The organism is Thermoflexus sp., from assembly GCF_034432235.1.
Taxonomy (GTDB): Bacteria; Chloroflexota; Anaerolineae; order Thermoflexales; family Thermoflexaceae; genus Thermoflexus.
Map to the genome: position 1 here is coordinate 1 of NZ_DAOUCJ010000065.1, position 25,733 is coordinate 25,733.

Consider the following 25,733-nt stretch of genomic DNA (forward strand, 5'->3'; position numbering starts at 1 on the left):
CCCCGACGGCATCCCGGATCCCGAGAACCACCTCCTCGATCATCTTGGGGAAAAGACCTTATGAATCCCCGCGCTCTCCATCCTGAGCCCATCGCCTGCGAGCCCATTAGAGATAAAATACCAACAATGCGAACAGCGCGATCACCACCATAAAGTAAAGCAGCGGCGGCTTCATCACCGCAGGGGGCATCCAGGGCAACAGGTCCATAATCGGGTTGTTCGGACCCGGGGGCTGAAGGATCTCCGGGAAGGGATAGCCGGCCCGGTGCAGGAAGAACAGGATCGAGCCGACGATCAGCCATCCGTTGAGCGCCCCCGCGGCGAAGCCGGCGATGATCTCGGTGCCTTTCTCCCGTTTCGCCCGGCCAGCCAGCTGAATGGAGAGCGCCGGGCCAGCATATCCAAAAATCGCGGCTATGGCGATCGCAGCGGTCTCAATGAAAAAACCGGTGGCCGGATCCCGGGTGAACGATTCCCATATCGCCGGTGCGAATTGTTGCAGCAGGCTGAAGAAGAACATAATCCCCACGATCGAAGCGCTGACCAGGATCTCCTTGGCCACCCCCCGCAAGGCTCCGATCAGGGCGAACAGGGCCACAAAGGCCCAGAAGACCGCGTGCAACGCGATCATCCCCCCCTCCCGACCCCGAATCCTGCCGGAATGGAACCGTGAGCTTTCATCCACCCCATCACCAGGGCCGCCAGGCGTTCCGCTGCCTCCGGCCGGGCCAGTGCCGCCATCCGCTGGCGCATCTCGCTCAAGCGACCCGGGCTGCGGAGAAGATCCCGCACCACCTCGCCCAGCCGTTCCTCGATCTCTTCATCCGGGACCATGACGGCACCCCCATGTCGGACCAGGTAGGCCGCATTGCGTTCCTGGTGGCGCCGCACGTAAGGATAGGGCACCAGCACCGCCGGCAATCCGAACAGGGGGAGCTCTCCCAGCGTGGAGGCTCCTGCCCGGCACACCGCCAGATCCGCCATGGCCAGCGCCTCCCCCATCTCTTCATCCAGATACGCGACCGGCTGGTAACGAGCCCGGCATTCGGGAGACAACACCGCTTGCCGTTGTTGCATCGCTTCCAGATCGGCAGGCCCGGTGAGGTGGAGGACCTGGGCCTCCGCTGTCAGCGCCTCCAGATGACGGGCGACCGCCCGATTCAACCGGCGGGCGCCCCGGCTTCCTCCAAACACCAGCACGACGGGAACCTCCGGGGTAAACCCCCAGCGGGCGAGTCCCCGCTGTCGGGCTTCCTCTCGGACCCGGGCTGCCTCCACCAGCGCCCGACGCACCGGGTATCCGGTGACCACCACCGATCGTCGCGGAAAGGCCTCCCCGGCTTCCGACGCGGTCACCGCCACCCAGGCCGCCAGACCGGCCAGGATGCGGACGGCCAGGCCAGGCTCGATGTCCGGCAGGTAAACCAGAATCGGGATCCTCCACCATGCCGCGGCGAGGGCGGCCGGGATCGATACGAAACCTCCGGTGGTGAACACCGCCTGGGGGCGTCGCCGACGCATCTCCCCCCAGGCCTGAACCGCTCCCCGAACCGTCCGCCAGAGCCCCTGCAATCCCCGACGCCAGCCCATCCCATACACCCCGCCCGCTTCCACGGGAAGGAAGGCATAACCGCGGGATGGAATCAGGCGGGCTTCCATCCCATCCCGCGCGCCGACCCAGATCAGCTCCAGATCCGGATCAGCGGCCTGAAGCGCCTCCGCGACGGCCAGCGCCGGGTAGATGTGCCCGCCGGTCCCGCCCGCGGCGATCCAGATCCTCATCCCCTCGCCTCCTGGCGACGCTGAGCAACATCCCCGCCCCCATCAGCTCGCTGAGCAGCGCGGAGCCGCCGTAACTGATAAAGGGGAAAGGGATCCCGGAAAAGGGGATCAGGCCGGTCAGCCCGCCGAGATGGATCAACCCCTGCCATGTGATCCACAGCGTCACCCCCAGCGCCAGCAGACCCCCAAAGGCATCACGGGCATGTCGAGCCGTGCGGAACCCCAGGAACACCCAGGCGCTCAGCAGGCCGATCACCCCGATCACCCCCGCAAATCCGAAGGCCTCCCCCACCACCGCAAAAGCGCTGTCCGAATGGGGAAGGGGAACCTGGCCGCTGAGGACATAGAGGCTCGCTCCCGGCCCCTTCCCGAAGAGACCCCCGGAACGGATCGCCTCCCGGACCACGCCCAGATGCCCTGAAGCGCCCTCCGGGGTTCTCAGGGCCTCCAGGTAATCCAGCAACCGCGCCATGGCGTGGGGATGGATCTGCACCAGCGCCCCGAACACCCCAGCCCCCAGCGCCAGCCCCAGCAGCACCTGAATCCAGGTGGCGCCCGAGGCCACAAACATCCAGGCGGCGACCATTCCGATTAACAGCCCCGTCCCCAGGTCCGGCTGCAGGAAGATGGGGATGACCACCGTGCTGAGCACCATCAGGAAGGGGATAAACCCCCGGCTGAGCTCCCGCAGGCGCTCGCCCTTGGTAGGCAACCAGGTGGCCAGATACAGGATGATGATCGGCTTGACGAACTCCGAAGGCTGGAAGGAGCCGCCCGAGAAGGCCCGTCGAGCGCCCAGGCGTTCCTCTCCCATAACCAGCACAGCGACCAGAGAGGCCACCCCCAGCAGCATCAGGGGGATGGAGAGCCGCTGGAGGCGGCGATAATCCACCCGCCACAGCCCCAGAAGGGCGAGAGCTCCCACCAGCGCGGCCCCGGCCTGACGCCGGACGAAATAAAACGGATCATTGAAGACCTGGCGCGCCAGATAGTAAGTGGCGCTGTAGACCAGCAGCAGGCCCGATAGCACCAGAACGGCCAGCAGGATCAGCAACCCCAGCTCCAGGGAGGTGATCCCGGGCAGCAGCGTCAGGGGCCCGCTTTGTGAGACCGACTGCTCATACCACCTTCTTCGCGCCGTGGTCATCCCAGCGCCTCCACCAGCTGACGGAAATGGGCGCCGCGCTCTTCGAAATCCCGATAGGCATCGTAGCTGGCCCCGCCCGGCGACAGCAACACTACCTCCCCGGGGCGGGCCAGCCGGGCAGCCAGCGCCACCGCCTCCTCCAGCGTGCCCACCCGCTCCACCCGCTCCAGAACGGCCTCCCCCAGGCGAGCCCGGGCGGCCTGCACCGCCTCCACAATCCGATCCCCCATCTCTCCGAAACTGATCAGGATCCGCACCCGTCGGACGATATCCCGGGCGGCCTCATCCCAGGGAAGCTGTTTATCCCGCCCTCCAGCCAGCAGAATCAGGGGCTCATCGAAGGCCTCCAGCGCCACCCGCACGCGCTCCGGGGTCGTGGCGATGGAATCGTTCACATAGCGCACCCCGCGCACCTCCCGCACCAGCTCCAGGCGATGGGGCACGCCGGAGAAGGTGATCGCCACCTCCCGGATGGGATCGATGTCCACCCCCAGGCTGCCGGCGATCACTGCCGCTGCCAGAAGGTTCCACCAATTATGCCGGCCCCGCAGGCGCACCTCCTCCACCCGACAGATCGGCCAGGCATCCGCCCCCAGACGCAGGAAGAGGGTCTCCCCTCGAAGGAAGGCCCCACGAGCGACCTCCCGCTCCCGGCTGAAGAACCGCAGCCGCCCCCGCACCGCCGCCGCCAGGGATCGGGCGTTGGGATCATCGTAGCCCAGCACCGCGATGTCCTCGACATCCTGGAAATCCAGGATCCGCTGCTTGGCGGCGATATAGGCTTCCATAGTCTTGTGACGATCGAGATGATTCGGGGTGATGTTCAGCACCGCGGCCACCCGCGGGCTGACCGTCATGATCTCCAGCTGGAAGCTGGAAAGCTCCAGCACCACCCGATCCTCCGGGCCGATCTCCTCAACGGATTCGATCAGCGGGTTGCCGATGTTCCCGCCCACCCACGTTCGAAAGCCCGCCGCCCGGCACATCGCCCCCACGAGGGCCGTCGTGGTCGTCTTCCCGGAGGAGCCCGTGATCCCCGCCGTCCATCCTTGGCAGCGCTCCAGGAACAGCTGCGCATCGTTGGCCAGAGGGATCCCCCGCCGGATCGCCTCCTGGACGATCGGGATGTCCAGGGGAACGCCCCCGCTCAGACAGAGGAGATCGCAATGCTTCAGCAGCGAGAGCGGGTGATCCCCGAGCGCATACCGGATCGGCAGGCCTTCCAGGGTTTGCAGGAAGCCCTGAAGGCGCTCGGCCGGCTGTCGATCGCTGACGGTGACCTCAGCGCCCTGCCGGACCAGCCAGCGGGCCAGCGCCGATCCCTGCCGGCCCAGTCCCAGAATCACTACACGAGCACCAGCAAGATCCCGCATGGCCCATATTCCTGACACCAGGAATCGATCGTCACAACAGCGCCAGCGCCACGCCGATCATGGCGGACCAGATGGCGATTAACCAGAACCGCTGCACCACCTGGGTTTCGGACCATCCGAGCAGCTCGAAATGATGATGGATCGGGCTCATCCGGAACAGCCGCTTCCCCCGCGTCCATTTGAAATAAGCCACCTGCAGGATCACGGAGAGCGTTTCCACCACCGGGATCAGCGCCACGATGGGCAACAGGAGCCACTGGCCGGTCATCAGCGCCACCACTCCCAGGGTCGCCCCCAGGGCCTGGGAGCCGATATCGCCCATGATCAGCTGCGCCGGGTGGGCATTGAACCACAGGAACGCCAGGCACGACCCCACCACGATGAAGGCGAATGTCGCCAGATAGATCTGCCCCTGGAGATAGGCGATCACACCGTAGGCGATGAAACTCGTCGCAGTGATGATCCCGGCCAGGCCGTCCAGGCCATCGGTGAAGTTCACGGCGTTCGCCGAGCCCACGATGATGAACACCGCGATCGGAAGGTAGAAGAGCCCGATGTCGATCTTCTGCGGCACGGTGGGGATGGCCACGCTGCGCAGGCCCATCCCGAAATGCAATACCAGCGCCAGGGCGGCCCCGAGGGCGATCTGGATCGGGAATTTATGACGGGCCAGAAGCCCGCCGTTCCCCCGCACGCCCATCCAGTCATCCACCGCGCCCAGCGCCCCGAAGGCCAGCATCGCCGCCACCGGCACCAGGATCGAACGCCCGATCAGCTGATCCCCCGGCCATCCCATCTGCCTCAGGAACACCCGTCCCACCTCGGTGTTGGCGATCAGGTTACCGATGTTCAGGATCAGCGTCAGGACCACGACCGGCACGACGATCATCAGGCCGCCCATCGTGGGCGTCCCCATCTTCACCAGGTGGGTTCGCGGTCCCTCGATCCGGATCTTCTTCCCGATCCCGTTCGCCCGCAGCCAGCGGATCAGGGGTGGGCCCCATACGACAGCCAGCAGAAAGGAAAGGCCTCCCATGAACAACGCCTGTGCCACAGAGGCACCTCATTGGTGAAGGTATGGTTTTTCCCCTTCCCCCGGATCTTTTGGGCCCTGAGGAAGGGAGGCGCAAGTCCGGATCCAATTACCCCTCGCACAGGGCGCTGACGATTTCCTCCATATGCAGGCCCCGGGAGCCCTTCACCAGCACCACATCTCCGGGCTCCAGGATCTGCCGGAGGACCTCAATGGCCTCCTGGTTGGAATCACAGATCCACACCCGATGAGGTGGCAGGCCCACGGCCATCGCCTCCTGGGCGATGATGCGGGCCCGCGGTCCTACTGTGATCAGGAGATCCGCCACCGCTCCGGCTCGTCCCCCTACCAGCCGGTGCCCCTCGATCTCATAAGCGCCCAGCTCCAGCATATCCCCCAGCACCGCGATCTTCCGGCCATCCAGCTCCGCCAGCAGGTTTAGAGCGGCCAGCATCGAGGGCGGGCTGGCATTATAGGTATCATCGAGGATCGTAGAGCCCCGAAGGCCCGGCACCGCCACCAGGCGCAGCTGGGCCCGCCGATCCCGCAGGCCCGCGAAGATCTCCTCCCAGGTCAACCCTTCCAGAATGCCTACGGCGATGGCCCGCAGGGCGGTGTGGACGCTGTGGCGTCCCAGCAACGAGACCCGGACCCGCCGGAAGGTCTCGCCCCGATAGTGCAGATCGAACCGCACCCCCTCCAGCCCCTCACTCACGATCTCGTCCGCCCACAGATCCGCCTCCGGATCCAGGCCGTAGAAGAAGACCCGGGCCCGGGTCCGTTCCGCCATCCCTCGAACATACGGATCATCCCGGTTCAGCACCGCCACGCCATCTTCGGGCAGGGCCTCTACCAGCTCCGCCTTCGCCGCCGCGATGGCCTCCATGCTCCCCAGACGCTCCAGATGGACCGGGCCGACCATCGTGACCACGCCGATCACCGGGCGGGCGATGGCACAGAGGGCGGCGATCTCCCCTCGCGCATACATCCCCATCTCCAGCACCGCCCGCTGGTGGCGCGCCGTGAGCTGGAGCAGCATCAGCGGCAGCCCGATCTCGCTGTTCAGGTTCCCCTCGGTCTTGAGCGTCTCATACCGCCGGGAGAGGATCGCCCAGGTCAGCTCCTTGGTGCTGGTCTTCCCCACACTCCCGGTGATGCCGATCACCCGCACCGGAAAGCGAGCCCGCCACCATCCGGCCCAGCGGTGGAGCGCATCCAGCGTTCGGGGGACCCGAAAGCAAACCGGGAAGGTCAGGGATTCCGGCCATGGCCCTCGCTCGAGATCTACCACCATCGCGCCCGCTGGAACGTCCTGATGAACCAGGGCGGCGATCGCCCCACGATGGAACGCATCGCCCACATATTGATGTCCATCGGTCCGCTCCCCGGGCAATGCCACAAAGAGATCCCCTGCCTTGCATGTCCGCGAATCGATGGCCACATGCCGGATCGGCGTCTCCCAGGGCGGACGGCGTCCGCTCAACGCCTCGGCCAGATCCGCCAGCGTCATCCCCTCCACTGCAACTCGCGTCCCGATCTCCCCGGACATCCCGCTTTCACTCCATCACAGGATCGCTCGGCCCAGCGGCCAGCCGTGTATCCCTTCTTCAAGGGCAGCTCCTTACGGCCCTGACGACGATGGTGGGACCCCCAACAGCGGCAGGATCCTCGCAGCGATCCGGGCGAACACCGGGGCGGCCTCCTCGGAGCCCCACGGCGAGCGCCGGGGGCGATCCAGCTTCACCAGGATCAGCACCTGCGGATCCTCTACCGGACCGAATCCGACAAAGGAGGCGATGGTATCCCGGGGATCGTAACCCAGCGGCGTGGGGATCTGGGCCGTCCCGGTTTTGCCGGCCATCCGGTAACCCGGCACCCGAGCCTTCACCGCCTCCCGCTCGATCACCGCCGCCAGCATCTCCCGCAGCGTCCGCGCCGTCTGGGCGGATATCGCCCGACGGCGGATCCGGGGTTCCGTCCGCTTCACCCCCTCCGGGGTGCGGACCTCCTGCACCACGAAGGGCCGCATGATCAGGCCATCGTTGGCCACCGCGGATGCCGCCACGGCCATCTGCAAAGGCGTCACGGAGACTGCTTGCCCAAAAGACTGACGCCCCAGATCGGCCTCCCGCCAGTCTGGATCTCCATATGCTCGCACCCGCATCACTGCCTCGTAGGGGAGATCCACATCCGTGGGCTCCCCGATCCCGAAAGCGTGAAGAGCCGCGTAGAACCGCTCCGGACCCAGGAGGCGGGCCAGGTGGGCCGCGCCCACGTTCCGGGAGTAGATCAAAAGCTCCGTCATATCCAGCCAGCCCCGCCCGCCCGGGTAACGATCCCGATCCCAGTTGCAGATCGGCGCCCCCCCGAATTCCACGCACCCCTGGTCCAGATAACGATCCTCCGGCCGGATCACCCCGCTCTCCAGGGCCGCCGCCATGGTGAGGATCTTGAACACCGACCCCGGCTCATAGAGATCCTGGACCACCGGGTTGCGGGCATCTCGATCCAGGGTCTCCGGGGAATTGGGATCGAAGGACGGCAGGCTCACCATCGCCAGGATCTCACCGGTGCGAGGGCGGAGCACCACGGCATCCCCTCGCTGCGCCCCGCTCTCCTGCAAGCCCCGCGCCAGCTCCTCCGCCACCATCGCCTGGATTGTCCGATCGATGGTCAGCACCACCTCTCCCCCCGGCTCGGGCTGGGTCAGCGCCTCCTCCCTCACCGGCAACGGGCGTCCTTCCGCATCCACTGGGACGCGCAGGGTCACCGGCTTGCCGCGCAGGAATTCATCGTAGGCTTTCTCCACCCCGGCGGCGCCCTGCCGTCCTTCCATGCCCTGATCTCCCGGCCCGAAGAACACGAAGCCAACCACCGTGGCCAGCAACGAACCCTCCGGATACACCCGTTTCCAGTAAGGCATCACCCGCACCCCCCGGAGGCCGGTCTCCCCGACCCGTCGGCTGACCACCCGGGCCAGATCCTCCGGGATCCCCCTGGCCACCGGAAATTGCCACCCGGTATCCGGCCAGCCCCGCGCGGCCTCCTGGACAGAGAACCCCAGCAGGGGATTCAGGACCTCATCCACCTGTTGCAACCACTTTGCCCGACGGGTCGGATCTCCTCCGTAGGCGATAGGCGGATATTCCAGAACGACCTGATACCGCGGCGCATCGATGGCCAGCACCGCCCCGTGGCGATCCAGGATCCGGCCTCGCTGTGCTTCGAGCCGCAACTCCAGAGACTGAACGCCCAGCGGCTCCCCCGGCGCATAGAAGGTCAGATAGATCAGGCGGATCACCACCAGCCCGAGGAACAGGGCAGGCGGGAACGCCACCGGATGCAACCGCAGCGTCGATCCCGTTTCCCTCATGGCCCCGGGTTCTCCAGCGGAAGCGTCACCGGCAATGAGAGCGGCAGGCCTGGATGTTCCCCGCCGGGAACGAATCCCATCGCCCGGGCCCGCTCCCGTAGGCGCGGGATCGCGCTTTCCCGGGCGATAGCCTCTTCCATCGCGGCGTTCTCCCGCTCCAGCGCAGCACGGGTCTCGCTCAGATGCTGAACGATCTGCCCCTGCTCCACCGCCGTGGTGGAGAGGAACGTGAACAGCAAAGAGAAGGAAGCCAGGAACAGCAAGGCTCCTACCACCGCCAGAAGAAGGCGCTGCCGTCCGCTCATCCCAGTCGCTCCGCGATCCGCAATCGCGCGCTGCGGGCCCGCGGGTTGATCTGAATCTCCTCCTCCGAAGGCCGAAGCGGTTTGCGCGTGATCAGGCGCAGGCTCGCGCGATGTCCGCACGTGCAAACCGGAACCTCCGGCGGGCAGAGGCAATCCCGCGATTCCCGCTGGAAGAACGCCTTCACGATTCGATCTTCCAGGGAATGGAAGGCGATCACGGCCAGCCGGCCGCCCGGCCTCAACAACGAGACCGCCTGGGGAAGGGCCTGTTCCAGCGCCTGAAGCTCCTCGTTCACCACAATGCGCAACGCCAGGAACGTCCGCGTGGCCGGATGCTGATCCTCCCGCCCCCGGCCCACCACCCGGGCGATCAATTCGGCCAGCTCCGTTGTGGTTCGGATGGGCCGGTTCCGCACGATCGCCCGCGCGATCCGCCGGGCGAACCGTTCCTCCCCGTATCGACGGATGATCTCCGCCAGCTGCTTCTCCGGCCAGCGGTTCACGATCTCGGCCGCTGGGACCCCGCGGCCGGGATCATACCGCATGTCCAGCGGGCCCTCGATCTGGAAACTGAACCCTCGATGGGGATCCGCCAGCTGCCACGAGGAGAGCCCCAAATCGAACAGGATCCCATCGACCTCCAGGAAGTCATACCGCACAGCGATCCGCCGCAACTCCGCATAGGAACCATGGACCAGGATGGCCCGCTCTCCAAACGGACGCAGGCGCTCTCGCGCCCGCTCCAGCACCTCCGGATCCCGATCGATCCCCAGCAGGCGGCCATCCGGCGCAGAGCGCTCCAGGATCGCCGCCGCATGCCCTCCCCCACCGACTGTGGCATCGATATACACGCCGCCGGGTCGAACCTTCAGGCCCTCCAGCACCTCGCGAAGCAGAACCGGGATGTGCATGGTGAATCGCCGTTGCGACCGGGCAGGGCGCTAAATCTCGAGCTTCATCCAGTGCTCTGGCGGGATCCGGCCGTTTTGAAATCGCCCCAGGATCTCCTGCCAGGCAGAAGGAGACCAGATCTCCAGATATGTGTGAACGCCCACAATCACGGCTTGACCCTCCAGGCCCGCATACGCCCGGAGAGAAGCGGGGATGAGAATCCGACCCTGCTCATCGGGGATCACATCAAAGGCCCCGCCGAAGAAGAACCGGCGCCATTCACGGGCCTCCGGGGCCGTGAGAGGCAACTGGCTGATCCGCTCCGCCACCCGCCGCCATTCGGGAAGCGTGAACAAATACAGACAGGGCTCCAGGCCTCTGGTCAGCACCGCTCCCGCCGCAAAAAACGGCCGATAACGCGCCGGGAGGAACATCCGCCCCTTCGCATCGATCCCATGCCGATACTCCCCCAGGAACATCGGGGGATCCCCCGGGGGAAGCACCGGTGGCTCCAGCTCGTTTTTCCGTCGTCCTCTCATCACCACATCCCTCCACTTTCCACCACCCTACGCCTCCATTATACGGATTCCCTCCACCTGCACAAGAGATTTGGGAAATCTTAACGCAAGGCTTGGGTTATCTTGCGATAACGCCGTTCACTCCCGAAGCCTGACATTCAGCTCCAGAGAACGGCCGGAGGCTGGCGCTTTGTTGGGGAGAGCGCGAATACATTCGACCCGGAGGGCCTCTGGCCGATGCGGCGCATGGAGCGCGTCGAAGGAATTCCAACGCCAGCCGGAAGAGGTTTTCCGCATCGGCGTAGGCTGGGGCGCGGCGCGAAGCGCCAACAAGCCCGATTCCCATCGGCGCAAGAGGCCAAACACGGGGACCGGGAGCGTGCCGAACGAATTCGACCTTAAAAGCCTTCGGCCACCGGCCAGCCCCCGTCGGCCAGAAGGAGGCTTTCGTGCCAGCGAAGGCTGGCACCCGGGGCTCCAGCGCCTCGCCAGACCGACCTCGATCGACGCATCGGCCCGCTCCCGGCGAATGGTTTGCGTCCCATGCGCTCGACCGCACAGGGCTCCGCATTCAAGACGCAAAAGCTGCTCTTGTTTCGATGTCGTCGCTCAAGCGGCTTCGACAACGATCACCCGGCGGGTTCTTATCTGGGAAATCGCACGGTTGGCCGCTCCCGGCCGGAAGGACTGGGGGTTGCGCTATAATAGAAATGTTGTCGGGGGGATTCATCGCGATTCTATCCCTGCGAGGAGCACTCTATGCTGGCCGTTTACCTGAACCGGGGGCTGGAGATTCGACGCGACTATCCGGTGCCTCCGCCACCACCGGGGGAAGCCCGCGTTCGAGTGAGGATCGCTGGAATTTGCAAGACAGATCTGGAGCTGATGCGCGGCTACCTTGATTTCCAGGGCATCCCCGGCCATGAGTTCGTGGGCGTGGTGGAAGAGGCCCCGGGTCACCCCGAATGGATCGGCAAACGGGTGGTCGGCGAGATCAACGCTGCCTGTGGGATCTGCCCTACATGTCGGGCCGGGCGGCCCACCCATTGCCCCCATCGGACCACCCTGGGGATCTCCGGCCGCGATGGCGCGTTCGCGGAATATCTTCTCCTGCCCGTGGTGAACCTTCACGAGGTCCCCCCGGAGATCCCCGATGAAGCAGCGGTGTTCGTGGAGCCTCTGGCGGCGGCCCTGGAGATCACCGAACAGATTCACATCCATCCGACCGACCGCGTGGTGGTGCTGGGCGATGGGAAGCTCGGCCAGCTGGTCGCGCAGGTGTTGCAGCTCACCGGGTGCGATCTCCTGGTGATCGGGCGGAACCGGAACAAGCTGGATCTCCTGGCCCGGCGGGGGATCCCCACCGCGCTGGTGGAGGAAGTGGACGCGCTATCCGCCGATGTGGTGGTGGAATGCACCGGTTCTCCAGAAGGCTTCCATCTCGCCCGCCGATGGGTGCGCCCGCGGGGAACGCTGGTCCTGAAGAGCACCTATCACGGCACGGTGGAAGCCAACTTGACCATGATCGCCGTGGACGAGGTGGTGGTGATCGGCTCCCGTTGTGGACCATTTCCACCGGCCCTCCGGCTCCTCCAGCAGGGGCTTGTCGATGTGTTGCCGCTGATCCACGCTCGCTATCCGTTGCGCGAGGCTGCCCAGGCCTTTGAACACGCCGCCCGCAAGGGCGTGTTGAAGGTCCTGCTGGATGTTTCCCCATGACGGCGTTTATACACTGGGAAGCTGTGCAGAGGGAGGCTATTGTCTTTTACCGCTTCCGGGGCTCTCCGTGGAGCGACATTCCTCATGGCTTCCTCACCCGGAAGGGAGGGGTGAGCGCCCCTCCTTTCGCCTCCCTGAACCTGAGCCATTCCGTTGGCGATGACCCGGCAGCGGTGGCCGAGAACCTGCGTCGGGCCTTCACGGCCATCGGATTACAAGGGGAAGAGGCCGTCACCGCCTGGTTGATCCATGGGAACCAGGTGGCTCTGGTTGACAAGCGCCACCGCGGCATGATCCTGGAAGGCGTGGATGGGTTGGTCACCGTGGAGCCGGGGCTGGCCCTCTTCATGCGATTCGCCGATTGCATCCCGGTTCTGCTCACGGATCCAGCGCTCCCGGCGGTCGGCATCGTGCATGTCGGCTGGCGGGGGCTGGCAGCGGGGGTTCTGGAAGCCGCCCTGGAGCTCTTCCAGCGCCGCCTGGGACGCCCCCCCTCTGCCCTCCATGCGGCCCTCGGCCCTGGGATCGGAGGGTGCTGCTATGCAGTGGGCCCGGAGGTCATCGAAGCCCTGGAACCCCGCATCGGGAAAGCCCTTCCCCTGCACCGGCGCAACGGCGCCTGGCATCTCGATTTGCCGGAGGCTGTGCGCCAGCACCTGCGCGATCTGGGAGTGGCCTCTGTGATCGCCGCCGGGGTGTGCACCGCCTGCCATCTCGAGGACTGGTATTCCCACCGGGCTGAGCATGGAAGGACCGGACGCTTTGGGGCCTGGATCCGAAATCCGTGAGGGGATTTCCCCGCCGGCCCCGGCGGATGAGCGCGCCGCCATGCCGCGACAGCGACGGTTCCGGCCGGGAACGGAGGCCAGCCCCTTCCATCAGTTTATGGTGGCCCTGAACCGCCTGGAACGCCTTCCGTGGGCCTTCCTGGCCCTGTGGGCGCTGGCTCTGGGGGTGATCATCGGGCTGGCCTGGGGGAAAGCATCGGGATCCCTGGAGATCGGTATAGCCGCCGCAGGGACGTTCCTCGCCTTCGCCGGGGGCGATGCCCTGATGCTGATTCTGCTGCCTCGCCTCGGGTATTCCTTCGGCCCGCCCCGGCCCCCATTCGTCGCCTTCACCCTCTTCCGCCTGTTCTTGAGCCTGGGCACCCTTCCCCTTCAGCCGTTCTCCTGGGCGATCGGGCTGGCACTGATCGGACACCTCGCCTTCACCGGAAACCTCCTCAACGCGCTTTACCGGGAACCCTTCCGGCTGACCCTGACGGAGCTCGTGGTGGCCTCCCCCAAGTTGCGGGGAATGCCTCCCCTCCGGGTTCTGCACCTCACCGATCTTCATCTGGAGCGCCTGACCCGGCGGGAACAGCAGGTCTTGCGGTGGATCGAGGAGCTGGATCCCGACCTGATCGTCTTCACGGGGGATCTCCTCAACCTGAGCTATGTGCACGATCCCCAGGCCCAGGCTCAGTGCAGCCGGTTCCTGGAGGCGCTGCGCGCCCCCCTGGGCGTTTATCTGGTCACCGGGACGCCTCTGGTGGATCCGCCGGAGGTGGTGCGGCGGATCCTCTTCGGCTTCACCCACATCACCTGGCTGAACAACCAGGTGGTCCGCTTCGGGAAGCTGGGCCATCAAGGGCCTCAGGTTTGCCTGCTCGGCCTGACATGCACGCACGATCCGGAGCGCGATGGCGAGCGGCTGCGGGAGCTGATGCGCCAGATCCCGGCTCACGCCCTCACCGTCCTGCTCTACCACTCGCCGGATCTCTTCCCCGAAGCCAGCGCGCTGGGGATCGATCTCTATCTGTGCGGGCACACCCACGGCGGGCAGATCCGCCTGCCCCTCATCGGCGCGCTGGTCACCGCTTCAATTTATGGGAAGCGCTACGAGATGGGCCTGTATCGACGGGGTCCGACCACGATGTATGTGAGCCGGGGATTGGGAATGGAAGGACTCGGGATGCCCCGGATTCGCCTGATGTGCCCGCCGGAGATCGTCCTGATCCATCTGCAAAGCGATGAGCCGGAAGGGTCAAAAGGCCTTTCGACTTCCTCGTGAGACCGACACGACCGGACTATGATTAGGATAAGTGGAACCATGCACATCCCGATCGGGAAGGGATAGCCCGGCAATGCGCCGTCGCATGGAAACCGCGATCTCCCTCTTCCTCGCGCTGACCGTTGCTGGAGTCGGATGCGGGATCTGTATGCTGGGGACCCTGGCCATCCGTGGGGATCTCTCCTGGAGCATACGGGGCGCCCAGTATCGCCTGTGGTTGATCCGCGAACGGGAGGGCACAGGTCTGGCCCTCTCCCAAACGACACCCTACCGGAACCCGGAAGGCCGCCTGTGCCAGCGCACGGACGTCTGGTTCTGGCTCTGGGCGCCCCGGCTGAGCCTGCAACCGGTGACGTATGAAGAGTGCCCGCCTTCGGGTCATAGCCATGATCCCCGGTCATCCCTGAACTCCTCTTCTGCGCAGGCCAGGGAGAACGGGGCGGATGGGCCCACTGACCATGGGAGGGCAGGCAATTACCTGACCCTCAGAGCCCTGGTGGGGACCTCCGGCAGTGGAATAGCCTAAGAAGAATGTTTGGCCCCGTTCCTTGCCCTCTTCATGGCCCCCGGTGTAAGATGAACGTTGCACTTCGTCCTTATCCGGAGGATTTATGGATTTTGAACGCTTCCTTCGTTTGATCGGCATGCTGGTGCTGGGGGTCGCCGGGTGGCGGCTGGGGATGGACGCGGCCCGGCTGGGGCTGGATTCGCGCCCGGCCTGGCAATTCGCCCTGGCCTTCAGCCTGGTCGGCGCCATCCTCGGCCTCATCCTCACGCCCTGGCTCACCATCCGCCCGGCCGCCATGATCCGCCAGATCATCCGGCCGATCCCCTTACAGCAGCTGATCGCCGGCACGATCGGATTGATCCTTGGGTTGATCATGGCCGGGCTGGTTTCCTATCCGCTTTCTCTCCTTCCGGATCCCCTGGGCCGGGTGATGCCCTCCCTGGGGGCCGTGTTCTTCGGCTACCTGGGCCTCACGGTCGCCAGCACCCGCTACAAGGACCTGCTGGCCATATTCCCTCGCCACCTGCGCGATGGACGGGACGGTGAGCACGCGATCCTGCTGGATACCAGCGTGATCATCGACGGCCGGATCGCCGATGTGGCGCGCACCGGGTTCCTCCAGGCCACGCTCCTGGTGCCCCGCTTCGTCCTGAACGAGCTCCAGCACATCGCCGACTCCCAGGACCCCCTGCGGCGCAACCGGGGCCGCCGGGGCCTGGAGATCCTTAACCGGATGCAGAAAGAAGGTCACGTCCCGGTCCGCATCGTGGATATGGACGTGGAAGGTCGGGAGGTGGACGAGAAGCTGATCGCCCTGGCCCGCCGCTTGCGCTGTCCGATTATGACCAACGACTACAACCTGAATCGGGTGGCCGAACTGCAGAACATCCGCGTTCTCAACATCAACGAACTGGCCAACGCCGTGCGGACGGTTCTGCTGCCCGGGGAAACGTTCACGCTTTCCATCATCCAGGAAGGGAAGGAGCCCGGACAGGGTGTGGGTTACCTGGAGGATGGGACGATGGTCGTGGTAGAGGAGGGGCGCCGCTACATCGGCCGGGAGATCCCGGTGGTGGTGACCAAGGTGCTTCAGACGGCGGCCGGTCGGATGATCTTCGCCCGGCCCGAGGAACCGAGCCGCGGGGGCTCCTCTTAAGGCCTTCGCCTCACGGATCCCCCGGCGATCCGCTTCGCTACTTCGCCTGTCTACTCTACAAAGGAATCTCGCCGAGCGCACGGGAGGGGCGAGCGCCTCTCCGTCAGCTCAGGGAACCAGTTCGGGAGGCTGCGGCTGTCGCATGCCACATCTTCAGGAGGTGCGAAACCGATGGGCCTGGTGGTCTATAACTTCCTGACACGTCAGAAGGAGCCCTTCGTTCCCCTGCGCGAGGGGCGGGTTCACATGTATGTCTGTGGACCGACCGTCTACGATCACGCCCACCTTGGACACGCCAAGCTTTATGTCTCCATGGATGTGATCGTTCGCTACCTCCGGTATCGCGGCTATCAGGTCCGCTACGTCCAGAACATCACGGACGTGGGGCACCTGCTGGATACCGGGGAAGACCGCATCCTCAAGGGAGCTGCCCGGGAACGCCTGGAGCCGATGGAGCTGGTGGAGAAATACATGCGCAGTTATTTCGAAGACATGGACGCGCTGGGGGTGGTGCGTCCGGATATCTCTCCCCGGGCCTCCTGCCATATCCCGGAGATGATCGAGATGATCAAAGTCCTGATCGAAAAGGGCCACGCCTATGAAGTGAACGGCTCGGTTTATTTCTCGGTGGAATCCTGGCCGGAATACGGGAAGCTCTCCGGTCGCCGTCTGGAGGAGCAGGAGGAAGGTGTCCGCGTCCCGGTGCGGGAGGAGAAACGGCATCCTGCCGATTTCGCCCTGTGGAAGCGGGCAGAGCCGGAGCACATCCTGCGCTGGCCCAGCCCATGGGGCTGGGGCTACCCGGGCTGGCATATCGAATGCTCGGTGATGGCCACCAAATATCTGGGGCAGCCGTTCGATATCCATGGGGGAGGCATCGATAACCTGTTCCCCCACAACGAGAGCGAGATCGCCCAGGCGGAGGCCGCCAACGGGGTGCCCTTCGCCCGCTACTGGCTGCTCACGGGATCCCTCACCGTCAACGGCGTGAAGATGAGCAAAAGCCTGGGGAACGTGGTGCGCATCAAGGATGCCCTCCAGCAATACCGACCCCAGGCGATCCGCCTGTTCATCCTCTCCAGCCATTACCGCTCCCCCATCGACTACAGCGAAGAGGCCATGGAGGCAGCGGAGAAGGGCTTGGACCGCCTCTGGAACACGGTGATCGAGGTTCGGGAGCGGCTCGCCCGGGGAGATGTTCCCGAAACCGCGGAGCCGGAGACGTTCATGGAGGAGATCCAGCGGGCACGACGTGCGTTCCTGGAGGCGATGGACGACGATTTCGGCACACCGGAGGCCCTTTCGGTGCTCTTCGAGTTCTCCAAAACGGTCAACAGCCTGCTCTTCGGCGGGGCCCCAGTGGGGCGTCCCATCCTGGAGGCCATCGACGCCGTCTATCGGGAGTTCGGCGGCCAGGTCCTGGGGGTGATCCCCGACGTCATCCGGCCGGACATCCCCTCGGATCTGGTGGCCGGGCTGGTGCAGCTGCTTGTCGAGATCCGGGCGGAAGCCCGCCGCCAGCGCGACTTCGCCCGCGCCGATCAGATCCGTGATCGCCTTCGGGCCATGGGGATCATCCTGGAAGACCGTCCAGAGGGCACCGCATGGCGGATGGCCCGTTCTTGAATCGAAGGAATCCGACCCCAAAGGGCTTTCGGCCGACGGCCGGCCTTAGGATGTCGAATGAATTCGACCTTTTGAGGCCTCCGGCCAATGGCCGGCGCCGGCCAAAAAGCATCCTCGCGTCGGCGCAGGCCGATGCCCGGCGCGCAACACCTCATCCGGCCGATTTCCATCGACGCGATGGGCCGACACGAGGCCCATGGGTGTCTCGCAAGGCCGATCGGCCATCGGCGCGAAGCGCCAACACGGGGAGGCGGCTCATCTTCTCCGAGGCGGGGGCAGGATCCCCTGGCTCCAGTACCACTCGAGGGTCCGCCTGGCTCCTTCTTCAAAAGGCGTCGGTTCGAACCCCAGCTCCCGTTTCGCCTTCTCAGAGGAAACTTTCCAGTCGTAGAACACGTAAGAGGCCAGCGTCAGGGGATAATAGGGCTCCCGCCCGGTGAGATCCGCCAGCTTCGTCCAGATCCATGCCAGCGTTCGCATGGGCACGGCCGGCACGTTCACGCGCCACGCGGGAACTCCCGCGATGCGGGCTACGATCTCGTAGATCTCCCGATGCTGCCGGCTGCGATCCGCTACGTTGTAGATCTCCCCTACCCGTCCCTGGCTCAGCGCAGCCTCGATGACCCGGCACAGATCCGGGACGAAGATCGGAAACGTATAGCGACGGCCGCCGTGCACCTGAAGGCGCAATCCCTTCAGGAAATCCTCAAAAAAGAGCCGGTTGAACGCATAACGTCCCCACGGGCCATAAAACGCCCCGGGCCGTAAGATCACAGCCGGAAGCCCTCTGCCGGCCGCCTCCTGAACGATCCGCTCTCCTTCCAGCTTCGTCCGCTGGTATTCATCCACAGGCTGGCACGGATAGGTTTCATCGATCACGGTCCCCGGGCGCGGCCGCCCGACCACCGCCACCGTCGAGATGTGGATGAACCGCTGAACCCCCATCCGCTCCGCCGCCTGAACCACGTTCTGGGTCCCGATGACATTCACCGCCCAATACTGATCCCGAGGTCCCCAGAACCGAAAGTAGCCCGCGGCATGAATCACCGCATCGCATCCGGCGAGGGCCGCATGAACCGAGCCGGGATCCTGCACATCGCCGAAGGCGATCTCGACTCCCCGCTCCGTCAGGAACCTCCAGTCCGAGGACGGTCGAACCAGGGCGCGCACGGAATGCCCCCGTTCCACCAGGTAAGGACAAAGGTTCCGGCCCAGGAAGCCGGTCGCCCCGGTGACCAGCACGCGCATCGCTTTTTCCTCAATGCGGATCGAGATTACCCGGGTTGGGCTCAAACCCGGAGAGGGGGATCAACCCTGAAAGCCCTCCGCAGGAAACCAGCGGCGCCTCGCTTAGGGGGCCGCCTGAGCGACAAATTCCAGCCCCAAACGCTGAAGGGTTTCCATGGTGGGCTGGCCCGTCTCCGGGTCCCATCCGCGGACCTCATAATATTCCCGCAGCATCGTCTCCAGATCCGGGACGAAGCCCGCGGCCCCTCCATCGGCCAGGGGCTCCAGCAAACGCCCGGGCAACCGATCATCGGCCCGGGTAGCGCCGAGACGGCCGTTGATCGCTCGCTTCAATTGCCAGCCCCGCTCCCCCGCCTCCAGCATCGTGGGCAGATCCCAATCCCAGCCCATAGCGGCATTGAGCAGCGCGAGGACCATGCGGGGGGCGACGTTCGCAAAATAACACAGCACCAGGCTGTTACATACCGTGCGCCAGTCCTGATGGATCGCCACATAGCGCGCCTTCCCTTCGATCTGATGCCGGTCCAGATACGGGATGCCCAGTTCCTCGATGGACTGGCCCAATTCCACCATGAAGAAATCGCTCTGGTTATGGCAGGCCCCACGCGGGGAAGTCGCATAGCTCAACGCCATCCCGGCAACCCCCCGCGGATCGTGATAGGGAACCTCGAGGCCCTTCACCTCGACGGCCAGATCCTCCGCCCCGAACGCCCGTCCCAGCCCTCGCGCCCCCAGGGCCAGGAGCGCGCCGAACCCCTCCCGCCGGGCCGTCTGGGCAATCAGAGTCTCCACCGGCCGGACATCACCCCAGCGCAGGATGAGGCCGCCGGTCTCCTGCTCCGTGATCCGACCTTTTTCGAACAACAAATAGGCCAGGCCCAGCACGTTCCCCATGCTGATCGAATCCAGGCCGTAGCGATCGCAAAGATCCCCCAGGTGCGTGATCGTCGGAAGATCATCATGGAGAAGGTTCGGGCCGAAGGCCGCAATGGTCTCATATTCCGGACCCTTCGCCTTCGTCCGGGCATAGGGGCCCTCGGGGATGGTCACCACACGCCCGCAAGCGATCACACAGGCATGGCAGGCCGACACCCCGGAAAGGATGGTCTCGGCCATGGCCGCCCCGCTGATTCGGGAGGCCCCTTCCCAGGCCCCCTGCCCGTAATACCGTTTGGGCATGCTCCCCAGCAACTCGAAATACTCCGCCGCGCCCGCTGTTCCGGTCTCCCGGAACACCCGGGTCAGGTTATCCTCCCGCAGCGCCCGGTTGACCTGGGCTCGCAGCGTCTGGAAGACTTCCGGGCGGGCCAGGGGCACGGGTTGAGATCCCCGCACCGCAATGGCCTTTAAGTTCTTGGAACCCATCACCGCTCCCATCCCGGTGCGGCCCGCGACTCGCCCGTGATCGCACAGGATCAGGGCGAAGGGAACCTGGTTCTCCCCCGCAAGGCCGATGGCCGCCACCCGGGCGAGGGGGTCCCCTACCTCCTTCCGCACGATCGTCTGCACGGTATAGGGATCATGGCCCCAGAGATGAGAAGCGGGGCGGATCTCTGCCCGTCCCGAAGCGATCCACAGATAAACTGGCTCCGGGGCACGTCCTTCGATCAGCAGCGCATCATAGCCCGCGAACCGCAGCTCCGGCCCCCAGAACCCACCGCAGTTGGATTCACCCCACAGGCCAGTGGCGGGGGAACGGGCGCATACCGTGAACCGTCCTACCGCCGGCCCTGCCGTTCCGGTCAGGGGCCCCGTGATGAACAGCAGGGGGTTCTCCGGGCCCAGGGGGTCCACCTCCGGCTGCAGGCGCTCCCATAGCAGGCGAGCCGCCAGAGCGCTTCCCCCGATGAAGCCCTCGATCCAGGAGGGAGGGATCTCCTCCTGCGCGATGGCGCCAGTGGAAAGATTCACCCGCAGCAATCGCCCGAACCGTTCCATAGGGTCCCTCCGACAGGAGTTCCGCAGCGCATTTTCCCCACAAGCCCCATGGGATACCCGGAAAGCCCCATGCCCAGCGCCCTGACCTTCCAGAAGATCCACAAGATCCGCGTTCTGGGCCCTTAATCCGGATAATCCGCTTCCGGATCTGTATAGATGGGGAGGGGATGGGGGGTCCGTCGAACCCGCCACAGGCCTCGCAGATCCTCCAGGGCGGTGCGCACGATCTTCACCCGGGTATCCGGATCCTCCCGCCAGATCACCGGGACCTCCCATATCGTGTAACCCCGTTGTTCTGCCCGCAACAACAACTCCGTGTCGAAGAACCACGACTGATTGGCCACCAGGGGGATCAACTCGCGGGCCGCCTGGCGGGTGATGGCCTTGAACCCACACTGGGCGTCCTGAAAACGCCGGTGGGGGAAAAGCAACCAGACGATGAAGTTATAAATGCGGGAGATCAGCTCGCGTTTGAGCGAGCGCGTGATCCGGGATTGGGGGTGTAACCGGTTCCCAGTCGCGATGTGATAGCGCCCTTCGACCAGAGGCTGGATCAGGGGCATGAAGGCGCTGAGGTCAGTGGAGAGATCGACATCCATATAGGCCATCACATCGGCATCGCTCTCCAGCCAGGCCTTGCGCAGCGCCCGCCCCCGCCCCTTGCGGTTCAGCCGGATATAGCGCACCTCATCGGGCCATTGTGCGGCCAGCCGCTGCCCGATCTCCGGCGTGCGATCCACCGAGGCGTTGTCGGCGATCACAATCCGCCAGCGATACGGACAGTGCTCTCGCAGAAAAGCGCGCAATTTGTGAACACTGGGCTCCAGGTCCCGCTCCTCGTTGTAAACCGGAATCACCACATCCACCCGTATGGACCGGCTCATCGAGCGAAGGCCTCCAGGGCAACATTTCCCGCCCCGATATTTTAACCCGGGTCGCCAGAGATCTCCCCGGGAGGACACGCTTCCCTTTTCGAATCCCGGAGTGCGGTGCCCCAGCAACGCTTTAGAAGAGCGGCACCTCGGTGCCGCACTCCTAAAAGAATCTCGGAATGCGGTGCCTCGGCACCGCTTTGGAAAAGCGGCACCAAGGGCGCCGCACTCCTAAAAGGCTTATAGCTGGCTGCAGTGACCATATAGGTGCCCGGTTGCACCAGCCAATGGGGGGAGCATGAGGCCAGAAATCCATCTTTTCCTCCATCGATTCGGTATGTGATGCGCCACTTTAGAAGAGCGACACCAAGGTGTCGCACTCCCAAAAGCAGGAGAAGAGCGGCACCGAGGTGCCACACTCCAAAAGGCAGTGCCTCATCCATCTTGCTGTTCCACATCCCACGGAGCAGGACGGGGGGAGCCCTGGAGGGATTCCATAATCATTGGGGCGAACTCCGGGTAGAGAGCGGCGAAGGCCCGCAACAGCCCGAAGCAGCCAGCCAGCATCATATCCCCATAGGGAACGGCGAAGTAAACCGGATGGCGGGACCCCCGCAGCAGCCCGCGGCGAGGCCCCACAACCGCTATCCCTTCCGGATCCATCGGCGTCCTCTCGAACATCAGCGCCCCATGGCCCATATCTCCAAACACTTCCTCAAAATCCAGCGCGCCTTCCGCCAGCCGGCTCAGCAGGCGATCCAGCTTCTCCCCATCCAGAAAGCCCGTGTGGTGCTCGAAAAGTCCCTCCACCCGCCCCTCCCGCAAGCGAAAGGCGAGGGTGTGGAAATTCCCCACATTGACAACGAGGCATTGCCGCCAGGCCGCCACCCGGGGATCCAGGGTCGCCCCCAGGACCGCCGCGGGAGCTGTATCCATCCCCACCACCGGCCCATCGAAGACCTCCCGAACGGTGCGCACCACTGCCTGCAATCGGGTCAGGGCGGGAGGGATCTCCTCCCCTCGATGGGCGAAAACTGTGAGATCCCGATGCTCGGAAAGCTGCCGGGCGAGATAGTCGAACCGGAACTTCCGATCGGAATATCCAGGGGGCGCCGCGCCGTGATCGAAGACCGCCACCGCGATCCCATCGGGCCGAAGGGGGACATCGAAGGCTTCAAAAGCCTGCCGCAGCGCATCCCAATCGAAATCCCGCAACACCAGGCGGACCGCCTGCTCGTCCATGCGGGCGGCTTCTTCCTCCCCAATGATCCGCACCCCCATGGCCTGCACCGCGTCTAGGTCATCGTTGAATGTGCGCGCCGCCTCGGGCGTCGCATACACCGGAAGGCCCGCCCGGAGGTGGTCCTCCACGGCCCACTGGCATGGGCCTCCCCCCATCGTAACGCCGGTGAGGAGAACGGGCCGCCGCTCCCGGGTCGCCTGGCGGATCGCCTGAGCGACCCGGATCGTGGGCGAGGGCATGATCAGCTGATAGGCGTTCTCCAGCTCCCTCCGGCTATCGTAGAGCAGGATGTCCTGGGTCCCTGTCCCGATATCCACACAAAGGATCTTCAAGAGAACCTCCTCTACACTGAAAACACAGGTGAATCGCCAAGTCAACCCCATGGACGGGAGATCCGCTCCACCGGGCGTTCCAGCCGGGCCTCCAATGTCGCGATGGCTTCCTCCGGCGTCTCCACCAGCTGCGGGATCGCCGCATCCTCCTCCCGGATGTAAAACGGATCCAGATACGCTTCCAGCAAGCGGCGCCATCGGGAGCCCAGAAGCAGAAACGGCCGGGGAGGAAGCTCACCGGTTTGCAGAAGGCTCCAGGCCAGCGCCATCTCGCTTAGGGTGCCGATGCCCCCGGGGAGGGCGATCAGCGCATCGCCGGTGGTGACCAGATAGTGAAGGCGCTGAAAGAGAGTGGGGAATTTGATCTCCACATCCAGGTAAGGATTGGCTTTCAGGCCCCAGCGATCGAACCGATCCACCGTCACCCCGATGGTCCGACCGCCGGCCTCCTTCGCCCCGCGGCTCACTGCCTCCATCGTCCCGCGATATCCGCCGCTCACCACCACGAACCCGGCCTGGGCCAGCCGGCGACCGAGCTCTCGAGCGATCTGATAATCGGCGGATTCCGGGGGTGGAGCGCTGCTGCCGAAGACCGAGATCATCCGCTGCCGCATTCGAGTTCTCCTCCCGGGCTTCCGCGAAATCAACGCACGCCATACGGCTCAATGCCCCGTTGAGGGGAGCCACCCGAGGCCCCCTACTCCATTATTCATAAGCCATGAGCGCAGGCCTCTCCTGGAGGGTGGGCGGACGGCCCCGGGATGAACATCGCACTAAAACGTCCCGATGCCTCGATACCGAAAGCGCTCGATGAGAAGGATACCGAAGAAGGTGAGGAGGAGCAACAGCGTGCTCATCGCCATCGCCTGGCCCAGGTTCAGCTCGCCGGGCTGGCTCAGGAAGCGGGCGATGGCCAGGGGCATGGTGGTCATCGTCGGCCGGGCGATCAGGGCGGTGGCGCCGAACTCCCCCAGGGAGACGCAGAAGGCGAAGATCGCGGCCGTGAGCAGCGCCCGCCCCAGCAGCGGGGCTTCCACATACCACCAGACCCGCCAGGGGGAAGCCCCCAGGGTCATCGCCGCCTCCCGCCAGCGAGGGTTCATCCCCTCCATCGCCGGCAGGAGAATGCGCACCACAAAGGGATAGGCGATCAGCGTGTGGGCGATCACCACCAGAAGCGGCGAGGTACGCAGCGCCATGAGGGCTTCCACGATCCCTGGCCACGCCTCCAGAAACGTCGGAGGACGGCTGAACCCCACCAGGAACCCGAACCCCAGCGTGACCGCAGAAGTCGAAAGGGGAAGCATCAGCAGAGGATCCAGCCAGCGACGGCGGCGGCCGGCCATCCCGTAAGCCGCCAGCCCCCCCAGCAGAAGCGAGAGCACCGTGACCGCGACGGCGAAGACCAGGGAGTTGCGCACCGCCTCGATCGGCGGAATATACGTGACGGACCCCCTCCGGTTAATCCACAGCTCCCGATAATAACCCAGGGTGATCCATCCGGTGTAGACCGCCGCCTCCCCCGGCTTGCGGAGGGTCATTGGGGTGAGCGAACGCAAGACCAGCGCCAGCAACGGCAGCCCGATCCACAGGAAAAGCACCGCCAGCCCCAAACCCACTCCCACGCGCTCCAGCCCCCCGCGCGGCGGGCGGGTTGTGGAAGCCGCCGGCCGCCATTCCAGCGGGAACGTGAGCCGGGCCTGGAGGCGAGCATAGATCGCCAGGATCCCGAAGGTCAGCCCCAGCTGAGTCAGGGCCAGGGTGGCGGCAACGGGAAGGTTGAAGAGGCCAACCGCCTGCCGGTAGATTTCCACCTCCAGCGTGGCGTATCGGGGGCCGCCCAGCAACAGCACGACACCGAAGCTGGTGAAGTCGAAGAGGAACACCAGCGCCGTCGCCGCCAGGATCGCCGGCATCAGAAGGGGAAGCGTCACCCGTCGCAGGGTTTGCCAGCGGTCCGCCCCCAGGGTGCGAGCCGCCATCTCCAGTGTCGGATCCAGATGGGCCCAGGCGTTCCCGACGATGCGCAGCACCAGCGTAAGGTTGTAGAACACATGAGCGACCACGATGGCGGTCAGGGTGTTGAGGAAAGAGATCGGCGGCTCTGAGAGACCCAGCGCGGCCATCAGGATCTGGTTCACCCAGCCCCGGGGGCCCAGGAGCGCGGTGAAGGCGGCCGCCACCACGACGGTTGGCAGGACGAAAGGCACGGTCGCCATCGCCTGCCACCAGCCCCGGCCCGGAAAGGGATAGCGAGCGAAGAGGCCTGTTAAAGGCAGACCCAGCGCCAGGGTGACGCCGGTGGAAAGCGCCGCCTGACCCACCGTGAACCCCAGGACCCTCCAGAAGGCGGCCCCTCGAAGCGTTTGAGCCATGACCTCCCAGCGGATGATCCCTTCAGGGGCCAGGCTCAGGCGCAGGATCGAAACCAGTGGGTAAAGATAGAACACCGCAAAAAACAACAGCAGGGGAATCAACAGAAGATCCCGGCGGGACATCCGCGCCCTCGCTCCCTTATGGGATATGCTTGCACATCAGGCATGCTCCTATTTTGGCCTTATCCGCCTGAGGAGATTTCAGGATATAGGCGGCCACCGAAGGCGTCCCTCACCCT

22 protein-coding genes are annotated in these 25,733 nt (G+C 65.2%); 6 read left to right on the forward strand and 16 right to left on the reverse strand.

Going from position 1 to position 25,733, the window contains the following annotated elements; genetic code table 11:
• Nucleotides 1–106: 106 nt before the first annotated feature.
• The 10 genes from VAE54_RS07760 to mraZ all read right to left on the reverse strand — a co-directional run bounded on the left by VAE54_RS07760 (nucleotide 107) and on the right by mraZ (nucleotide 10,443).
• The gene (locus VAE54_RS07760) at nucleotides 107–631 is read right to left on the reverse strand and encodes a CvpA family protein (RefSeq protein WP_322801379.1); all 525 of its coding nucleotides are present in this window, start codon (nucleotides 629–631) and stop codon (nucleotides 107–109) included.
• Nucleotides 628–1,782 (reverse strand): undecaprenyldiphospho-muramoylpentapeptide beta-N-acetylglucosaminyltransferase, encoded by a 1,155-nt coding sequence (gene murG / locus VAE54_RS07765; RefSeq protein ID WP_322801380.1) that lies wholly within the window; start codon nucleotides 1,780–1,782, stop codon nucleotides 628–630. Before murG ends, VAE54_RS07760 begins: the two co-directional genes overlap by 4 nt.
• Nucleotides 1,700–2,929: an FtsW/RodA/SpoVE family cell cycle protein gene (locus tag VAE54_RS07770; protein WP_322801381.1), complete on the reverse strand. Its 1,230-nt coding sequence runs from the start codon at nucleotides 2,927–2,929 to the stop codon at nucleotides 1,700–1,702. Before VAE54_RS07770 ends, murG begins: the two co-directional genes overlap by 83 nt.
• Nucleotides 2,926–4,302, reverse strand: coding sequence for a UDP-N-acetylmuramoyl-L-alanine--D-glutamate ligase (gene murD, locus VAE54_RS07775; protein ID WP_322801382.1), 1,377 nt, complete (start codon nucleotides 4,300–4,302; stop codon nucleotides 2,926–2,928). The genes VAE54_RS07770 and murD overlap by 4 nt, the downstream gene beginning before the upstream one ends.
• A 31-nt stretch (nucleotides 4,303–4,333) precedes the next feature.
• Nucleotides 4,334–5,356 (reverse strand): phospho-N-acetylmuramoyl-pentapeptide-transferase, encoded by a 1,023-nt coding sequence (gene mraY / locus VAE54_RS07780; protein ID WP_322801383.1) that lies wholly within the window; start codon nucleotides 5,354–5,356, stop codon nucleotides 4,334–4,336.
• 88 nt (nucleotides 5,357–5,444) lie between these two features.
• Nucleotides 5,445–6,884: a UDP-N-acetylmuramoyl-tripeptide--D-alanyl-D-alanine ligase gene (locus VAE54_RS07785; RefSeq protein ID WP_322801384.1), complete on the reverse strand. Its 1,440-nt coding sequence runs from the start codon at nucleotides 6,882–6,884 to the stop codon at nucleotides 5,445–5,447.
• Nucleotides 6,885–6,956: 72 nt separating this feature from the next.
• The gene (locus tag VAE54_RS07790) at nucleotides 6,957–8,708 is read right to left on the reverse strand and encodes a penicillin-binding protein 2 (protein ID WP_322801385.1); all 1,752 of its coding nucleotides are present in this window, start codon (nucleotides 8,706–8,708) and stop codon (nucleotides 6,957–6,959) included.
• Nucleotides 8,705–9,013 carry a hypothetical protein gene (locus VAE54_RS07795; protein ID WP_322801386.1) on the reverse strand — a complete coding sequence of 103 codons (309 nt, stop codon included), beginning with the start codon at nucleotides 9,011–9,013 and terminating at the stop codon, nucleotides 8,705–8,707. Before VAE54_RS07795 ends, VAE54_RS07790 begins: the two co-directional genes overlap by 4 nt.
• Complete coding sequence (gene rsmH / locus VAE54_RS07800; RefSeq protein ID WP_322801387.1) at nucleotides 9,010–9,924, reverse strand: 16S rRNA (cytosine(1402)-N(4))-methyltransferase RsmH; 915 nt, start codon at nucleotides 9,922–9,924, stop codon at nucleotides 9,010–9,012. The genes VAE54_RS07795 and rsmH overlap by 4 nt, the downstream gene beginning before the upstream one ends.
• A 30-nt stretch (nucleotides 9,925–9,954) precedes the next feature.
• Nucleotides 9,955–10,443, reverse strand: a complete 489-nt coding sequence (gene mraZ, locus VAE54_RS07805; RefSeq protein WP_322801388.1) for a division/cell wall cluster transcriptional repressor MraZ — start codon at nucleotides 10,441–10,443, stop codon at nucleotides 9,955–9,957.
• 738 nt (nucleotides 10,444–11,181) lie between these two features.
• Here mraZ and VAE54_RS07810 point away from each other — a divergent pair.
• The 6 genes from VAE54_RS07810 to cysS all read left to right on the forward strand — a co-directional run bounded on the left by VAE54_RS07810 (nucleotide 11,182) and on the right by cysS (nucleotide 17,486).
• Nucleotides 11,182–12,141 (forward strand): MDR/zinc-dependent alcohol dehydrogenase-like family protein, encoded by a 960-nt coding sequence (locus tag VAE54_RS07810; protein ID WP_322801389.1) that lies wholly within the window; start codon nucleotides 11,182–11,184, stop codon nucleotides 12,139–12,141.
• A complete protein-coding gene (gene pgeF / locus VAE54_RS07815) occupies nucleotides 12,138–12,929 on the forward strand; it encodes a peptidoglycan editing factor PgeF (protein ID WP_322801390.1) in 792 nt (263 codons plus the stop codon). Before VAE54_RS07810 ends, pgeF begins: the two co-directional genes overlap by 4 nt.
• Nucleotides 12,930–12,969: 40 nt before the next feature.
• On the forward strand, nucleotides 12,970–14,196 hold the full coding sequence (locus VAE54_RS07820) for a metallophosphoesterase (protein ID WP_322801391.1): 1,227 nt from the start codon (nucleotides 12,970–12,972) through the stop codon (nucleotides 14,194–14,196).
• Nucleotides 14,197–14,269: 73 nt separating this feature from the next.
• Nucleotides 14,270–14,722: a hypothetical protein gene (locus VAE54_RS07825; protein WP_322801392.1), complete on the forward strand. Its 453-nt coding sequence runs from the start codon at nucleotides 14,270–14,272 to the stop codon at nucleotides 14,720–14,722.
• 85 nt (nucleotides 14,723–14,807) lie between these two features.
• Nucleotides 14,808–15,860: a PIN/TRAM domain-containing protein gene (locus VAE54_RS07830; RefSeq protein WP_322801393.1), complete on the forward strand. Its 1,053-nt coding sequence runs from the start codon at nucleotides 14,808–14,810 to the stop codon at nucleotides 15,858–15,860.
• A gap of 171 nt (nucleotides 15,861–16,031) precedes the next feature.
• Complete coding sequence (gene cysS / locus VAE54_RS07835; protein ID WP_322801394.1) at nucleotides 16,032–17,486, forward strand: cysteine--tRNA ligase; 1,455 nt, start codon at nucleotides 16,032–16,034, stop codon at nucleotides 17,484–17,486.
• 255 nt (nucleotides 17,487–17,741) lie between these two features.
• Here the strand turns inward: cysS and VAE54_RS07840 are convergent, their stop codons facing one another.
• From VAE54_RS07840 to VAE54_RS07865, 6 genes are all read right to left on the reverse strand, one after another.
• Nucleotides 17,742–18,734 carry an NAD-dependent epimerase/dehydratase family protein gene (locus VAE54_RS07840; protein ID WP_322801395.1) on the reverse strand — a complete coding sequence of 331 codons (993 nt, stop codon included), beginning with the start codon at nucleotides 18,732–18,734 and terminating at the stop codon, nucleotides 17,742–17,744.
• Between the two features lie 102 nt (nucleotides 18,735–18,836).
• Entirely contained in the window at nucleotides 18,837–20,672 is a 1,836-nt protein-coding gene (locus tag VAE54_RS07845; protein ID WP_322801396.1) for an aldehyde ferredoxin oxidoreductase family protein, read from the reverse strand.
• Nucleotides 20,673–20,794: 122 nt separating this feature from the next.
• Complete coding sequence (locus VAE54_RS07850; RefSeq protein ID WP_322801397.1) at nucleotides 20,795–21,556, reverse strand: dolichyl-phosphate beta-glucosyltransferase; 762 nt, start codon at nucleotides 21,554–21,556, stop codon at nucleotides 20,795–20,797.
• 423 nt (nucleotides 21,557–21,979) lie between these two features.
• The gene (locus tag VAE54_RS07855) at nucleotides 21,980–23,119 is read right to left on the reverse strand and encodes a DUF1786 domain-containing protein (protein ID WP_322801398.1); all 1,140 of its coding nucleotides are present in this window, start codon (nucleotides 23,117–23,119) and stop codon (nucleotides 21,980–21,982) included.
• A gap of 41 nt (nucleotides 23,120–23,160) precedes the next feature.
• Nucleotides 23,161–23,733: an LOG family protein gene (locus tag VAE54_RS07860; RefSeq protein ID WP_322801399.1), complete on the reverse strand. Its 573-nt coding sequence runs from the start codon at nucleotides 23,731–23,733 to the stop codon at nucleotides 23,161–23,163.
• Nucleotides 23,734–23,892: 159 nt separating this feature from the next.
• On the reverse strand, nucleotides 23,893–25,617 hold the full coding sequence (locus VAE54_RS07865) for an iron ABC transporter permease (protein ID WP_322801400.1): 1,725 nt from the start codon (nucleotides 25,615–25,617) through the stop codon (nucleotides 23,893–23,895).
• Nucleotides 25,618–25,733: the final 116 nt, after the last annotated feature.

Bases quoted from the DNA above. Each gene is read 5' to 3' on its own strand.
- pgeF (WP_322801390.1), top strand. From the start codon at position 12,138: ATGACGGCGTTTATACACTGGGAAGCTGTGCAGAGGGAGGCTATTGTC.
- VAE54_RS07845 (WP_322801396.1), bottom strand. From the start codon at position 20,672: ATGGAACGGTTCGGGCGATTGCTGCGGGTGAATCTTTCCACTGGCGCC.
- rsmH (WP_322801387.1), bottom strand. From the start codon at position 9,924: ATGCACATCCCGGTTCTGCTTCGCGAGGTGCTGGAGGGCCTGAAGGTT.
- VAE54_RS07785 (WP_322801384.1), bottom strand. From the start codon at position 6,884: ATGTCCGGGGAGATCGGGACGCGAGTTGCAGTGGAGGGGATGACGCTG.
- VAE54_RS07825 (WP_322801392.1), top strand. From the start codon at position 14,270: ATGCGCCGTCGCATGGAAACCGCGATCTCCCTCTTCCTCGCGCTGACC.
- murD (WP_322801382.1), bottom strand. From the start codon at position 4,302: ATGCGGGATCTTGCTGGTGCTCGTGTAGTGATTCTGGGACTGGGCCGG.
- VAE54_RS07795 (WP_322801386.1), bottom strand. From the start codon at position 9,013: ATGAGCGGACGGCAGCGCCTTCTTCTGGCGGTGGTAGGAGCCTTGCTG.
- VAE54_RS07865 (WP_322801400.1), bottom strand. From the start codon at position 25,617: ATGTCCCGCCGGGATCTTCTGTTGATTCCCCTGCTGTTGTTTTTTGCG.
- VAE54_RS07830 (WP_322801393.1), top strand. From the start codon at position 14,808: ATGGATTTTGAACGCTTCCTTCGTTTGATCGGCATGCTGGTGCTGGGG.
- VAE54_RS07850 (WP_322801397.1), bottom strand. From the start codon at position 21,556: ATGAGCCGGTCCATACGGGTGGATGTGGTGATTCCGGTTTACAACGAG.
- VAE54_RS07810 (WP_322801389.1), top strand. From the start codon at position 11,182: ATGCTGGCCGTTTACCTGAACCGGGGGCTGGAGATTCGACGCGACTAT.
- murG (WP_322801380.1), bottom strand. From the start codon at position 1,782: ATGAGGATCTGGATCGCCGCGGGCGGGACCGGCGGGCACATCTACCCG.
- VAE54_RS07820 (WP_322801391.1), top strand. From the start codon at position 12,970: ATGCCGCGACAGCGACGGTTCCGGCCGGGAACGGAGGCCAGCCCCTTC.
- VAE54_RS07840 (WP_322801395.1), bottom strand. From the start codon at position 18,734: ATGCGCGTGCTGGTCACCGGGGCGACCGGCTTCCTGGGCCGGAACCTT.
- mraZ (WP_322801388.1), bottom strand. From the start codon at position 10,443: ATGAGAGGACGACGGAAAAACGAGCTGGAGCCACCGGTGCTTCCCCCG.
- VAE54_RS07790 (WP_322801385.1), bottom strand. From the start codon at position 8,708: ATGAGGGAAACGGGATCGACGCTGCGGTTGCATCCGGTGGCGTTCCCG.
- VAE54_RS07860 (WP_322801399.1), bottom strand. From the start codon at position 23,733: ATGCGGCAGCGGATGATCTCGGTCTTCGGCAGCAGCGCTCCACCCCCG.
- VAE54_RS07770 (WP_322801381.1), bottom strand. From the start codon at position 2,929: ATGACCACGGCGCGAAGAAGGTGGTATGAGCAGTCGGTCTCACAAAGC.
- VAE54_RS07760 (WP_322801379.1), bottom strand. From the start codon at position 631: ATGATCGCGTTGCACGCGGTCTTCTGGGCCTTTGTGGCCCTGTTCGCC.
- cysS (WP_322801394.1), top strand. From the start codon at position 16,032: ATGGGCCTGGTGGTCTATAACTTCCTGACACGTCAGAAGGAGCCCTTC.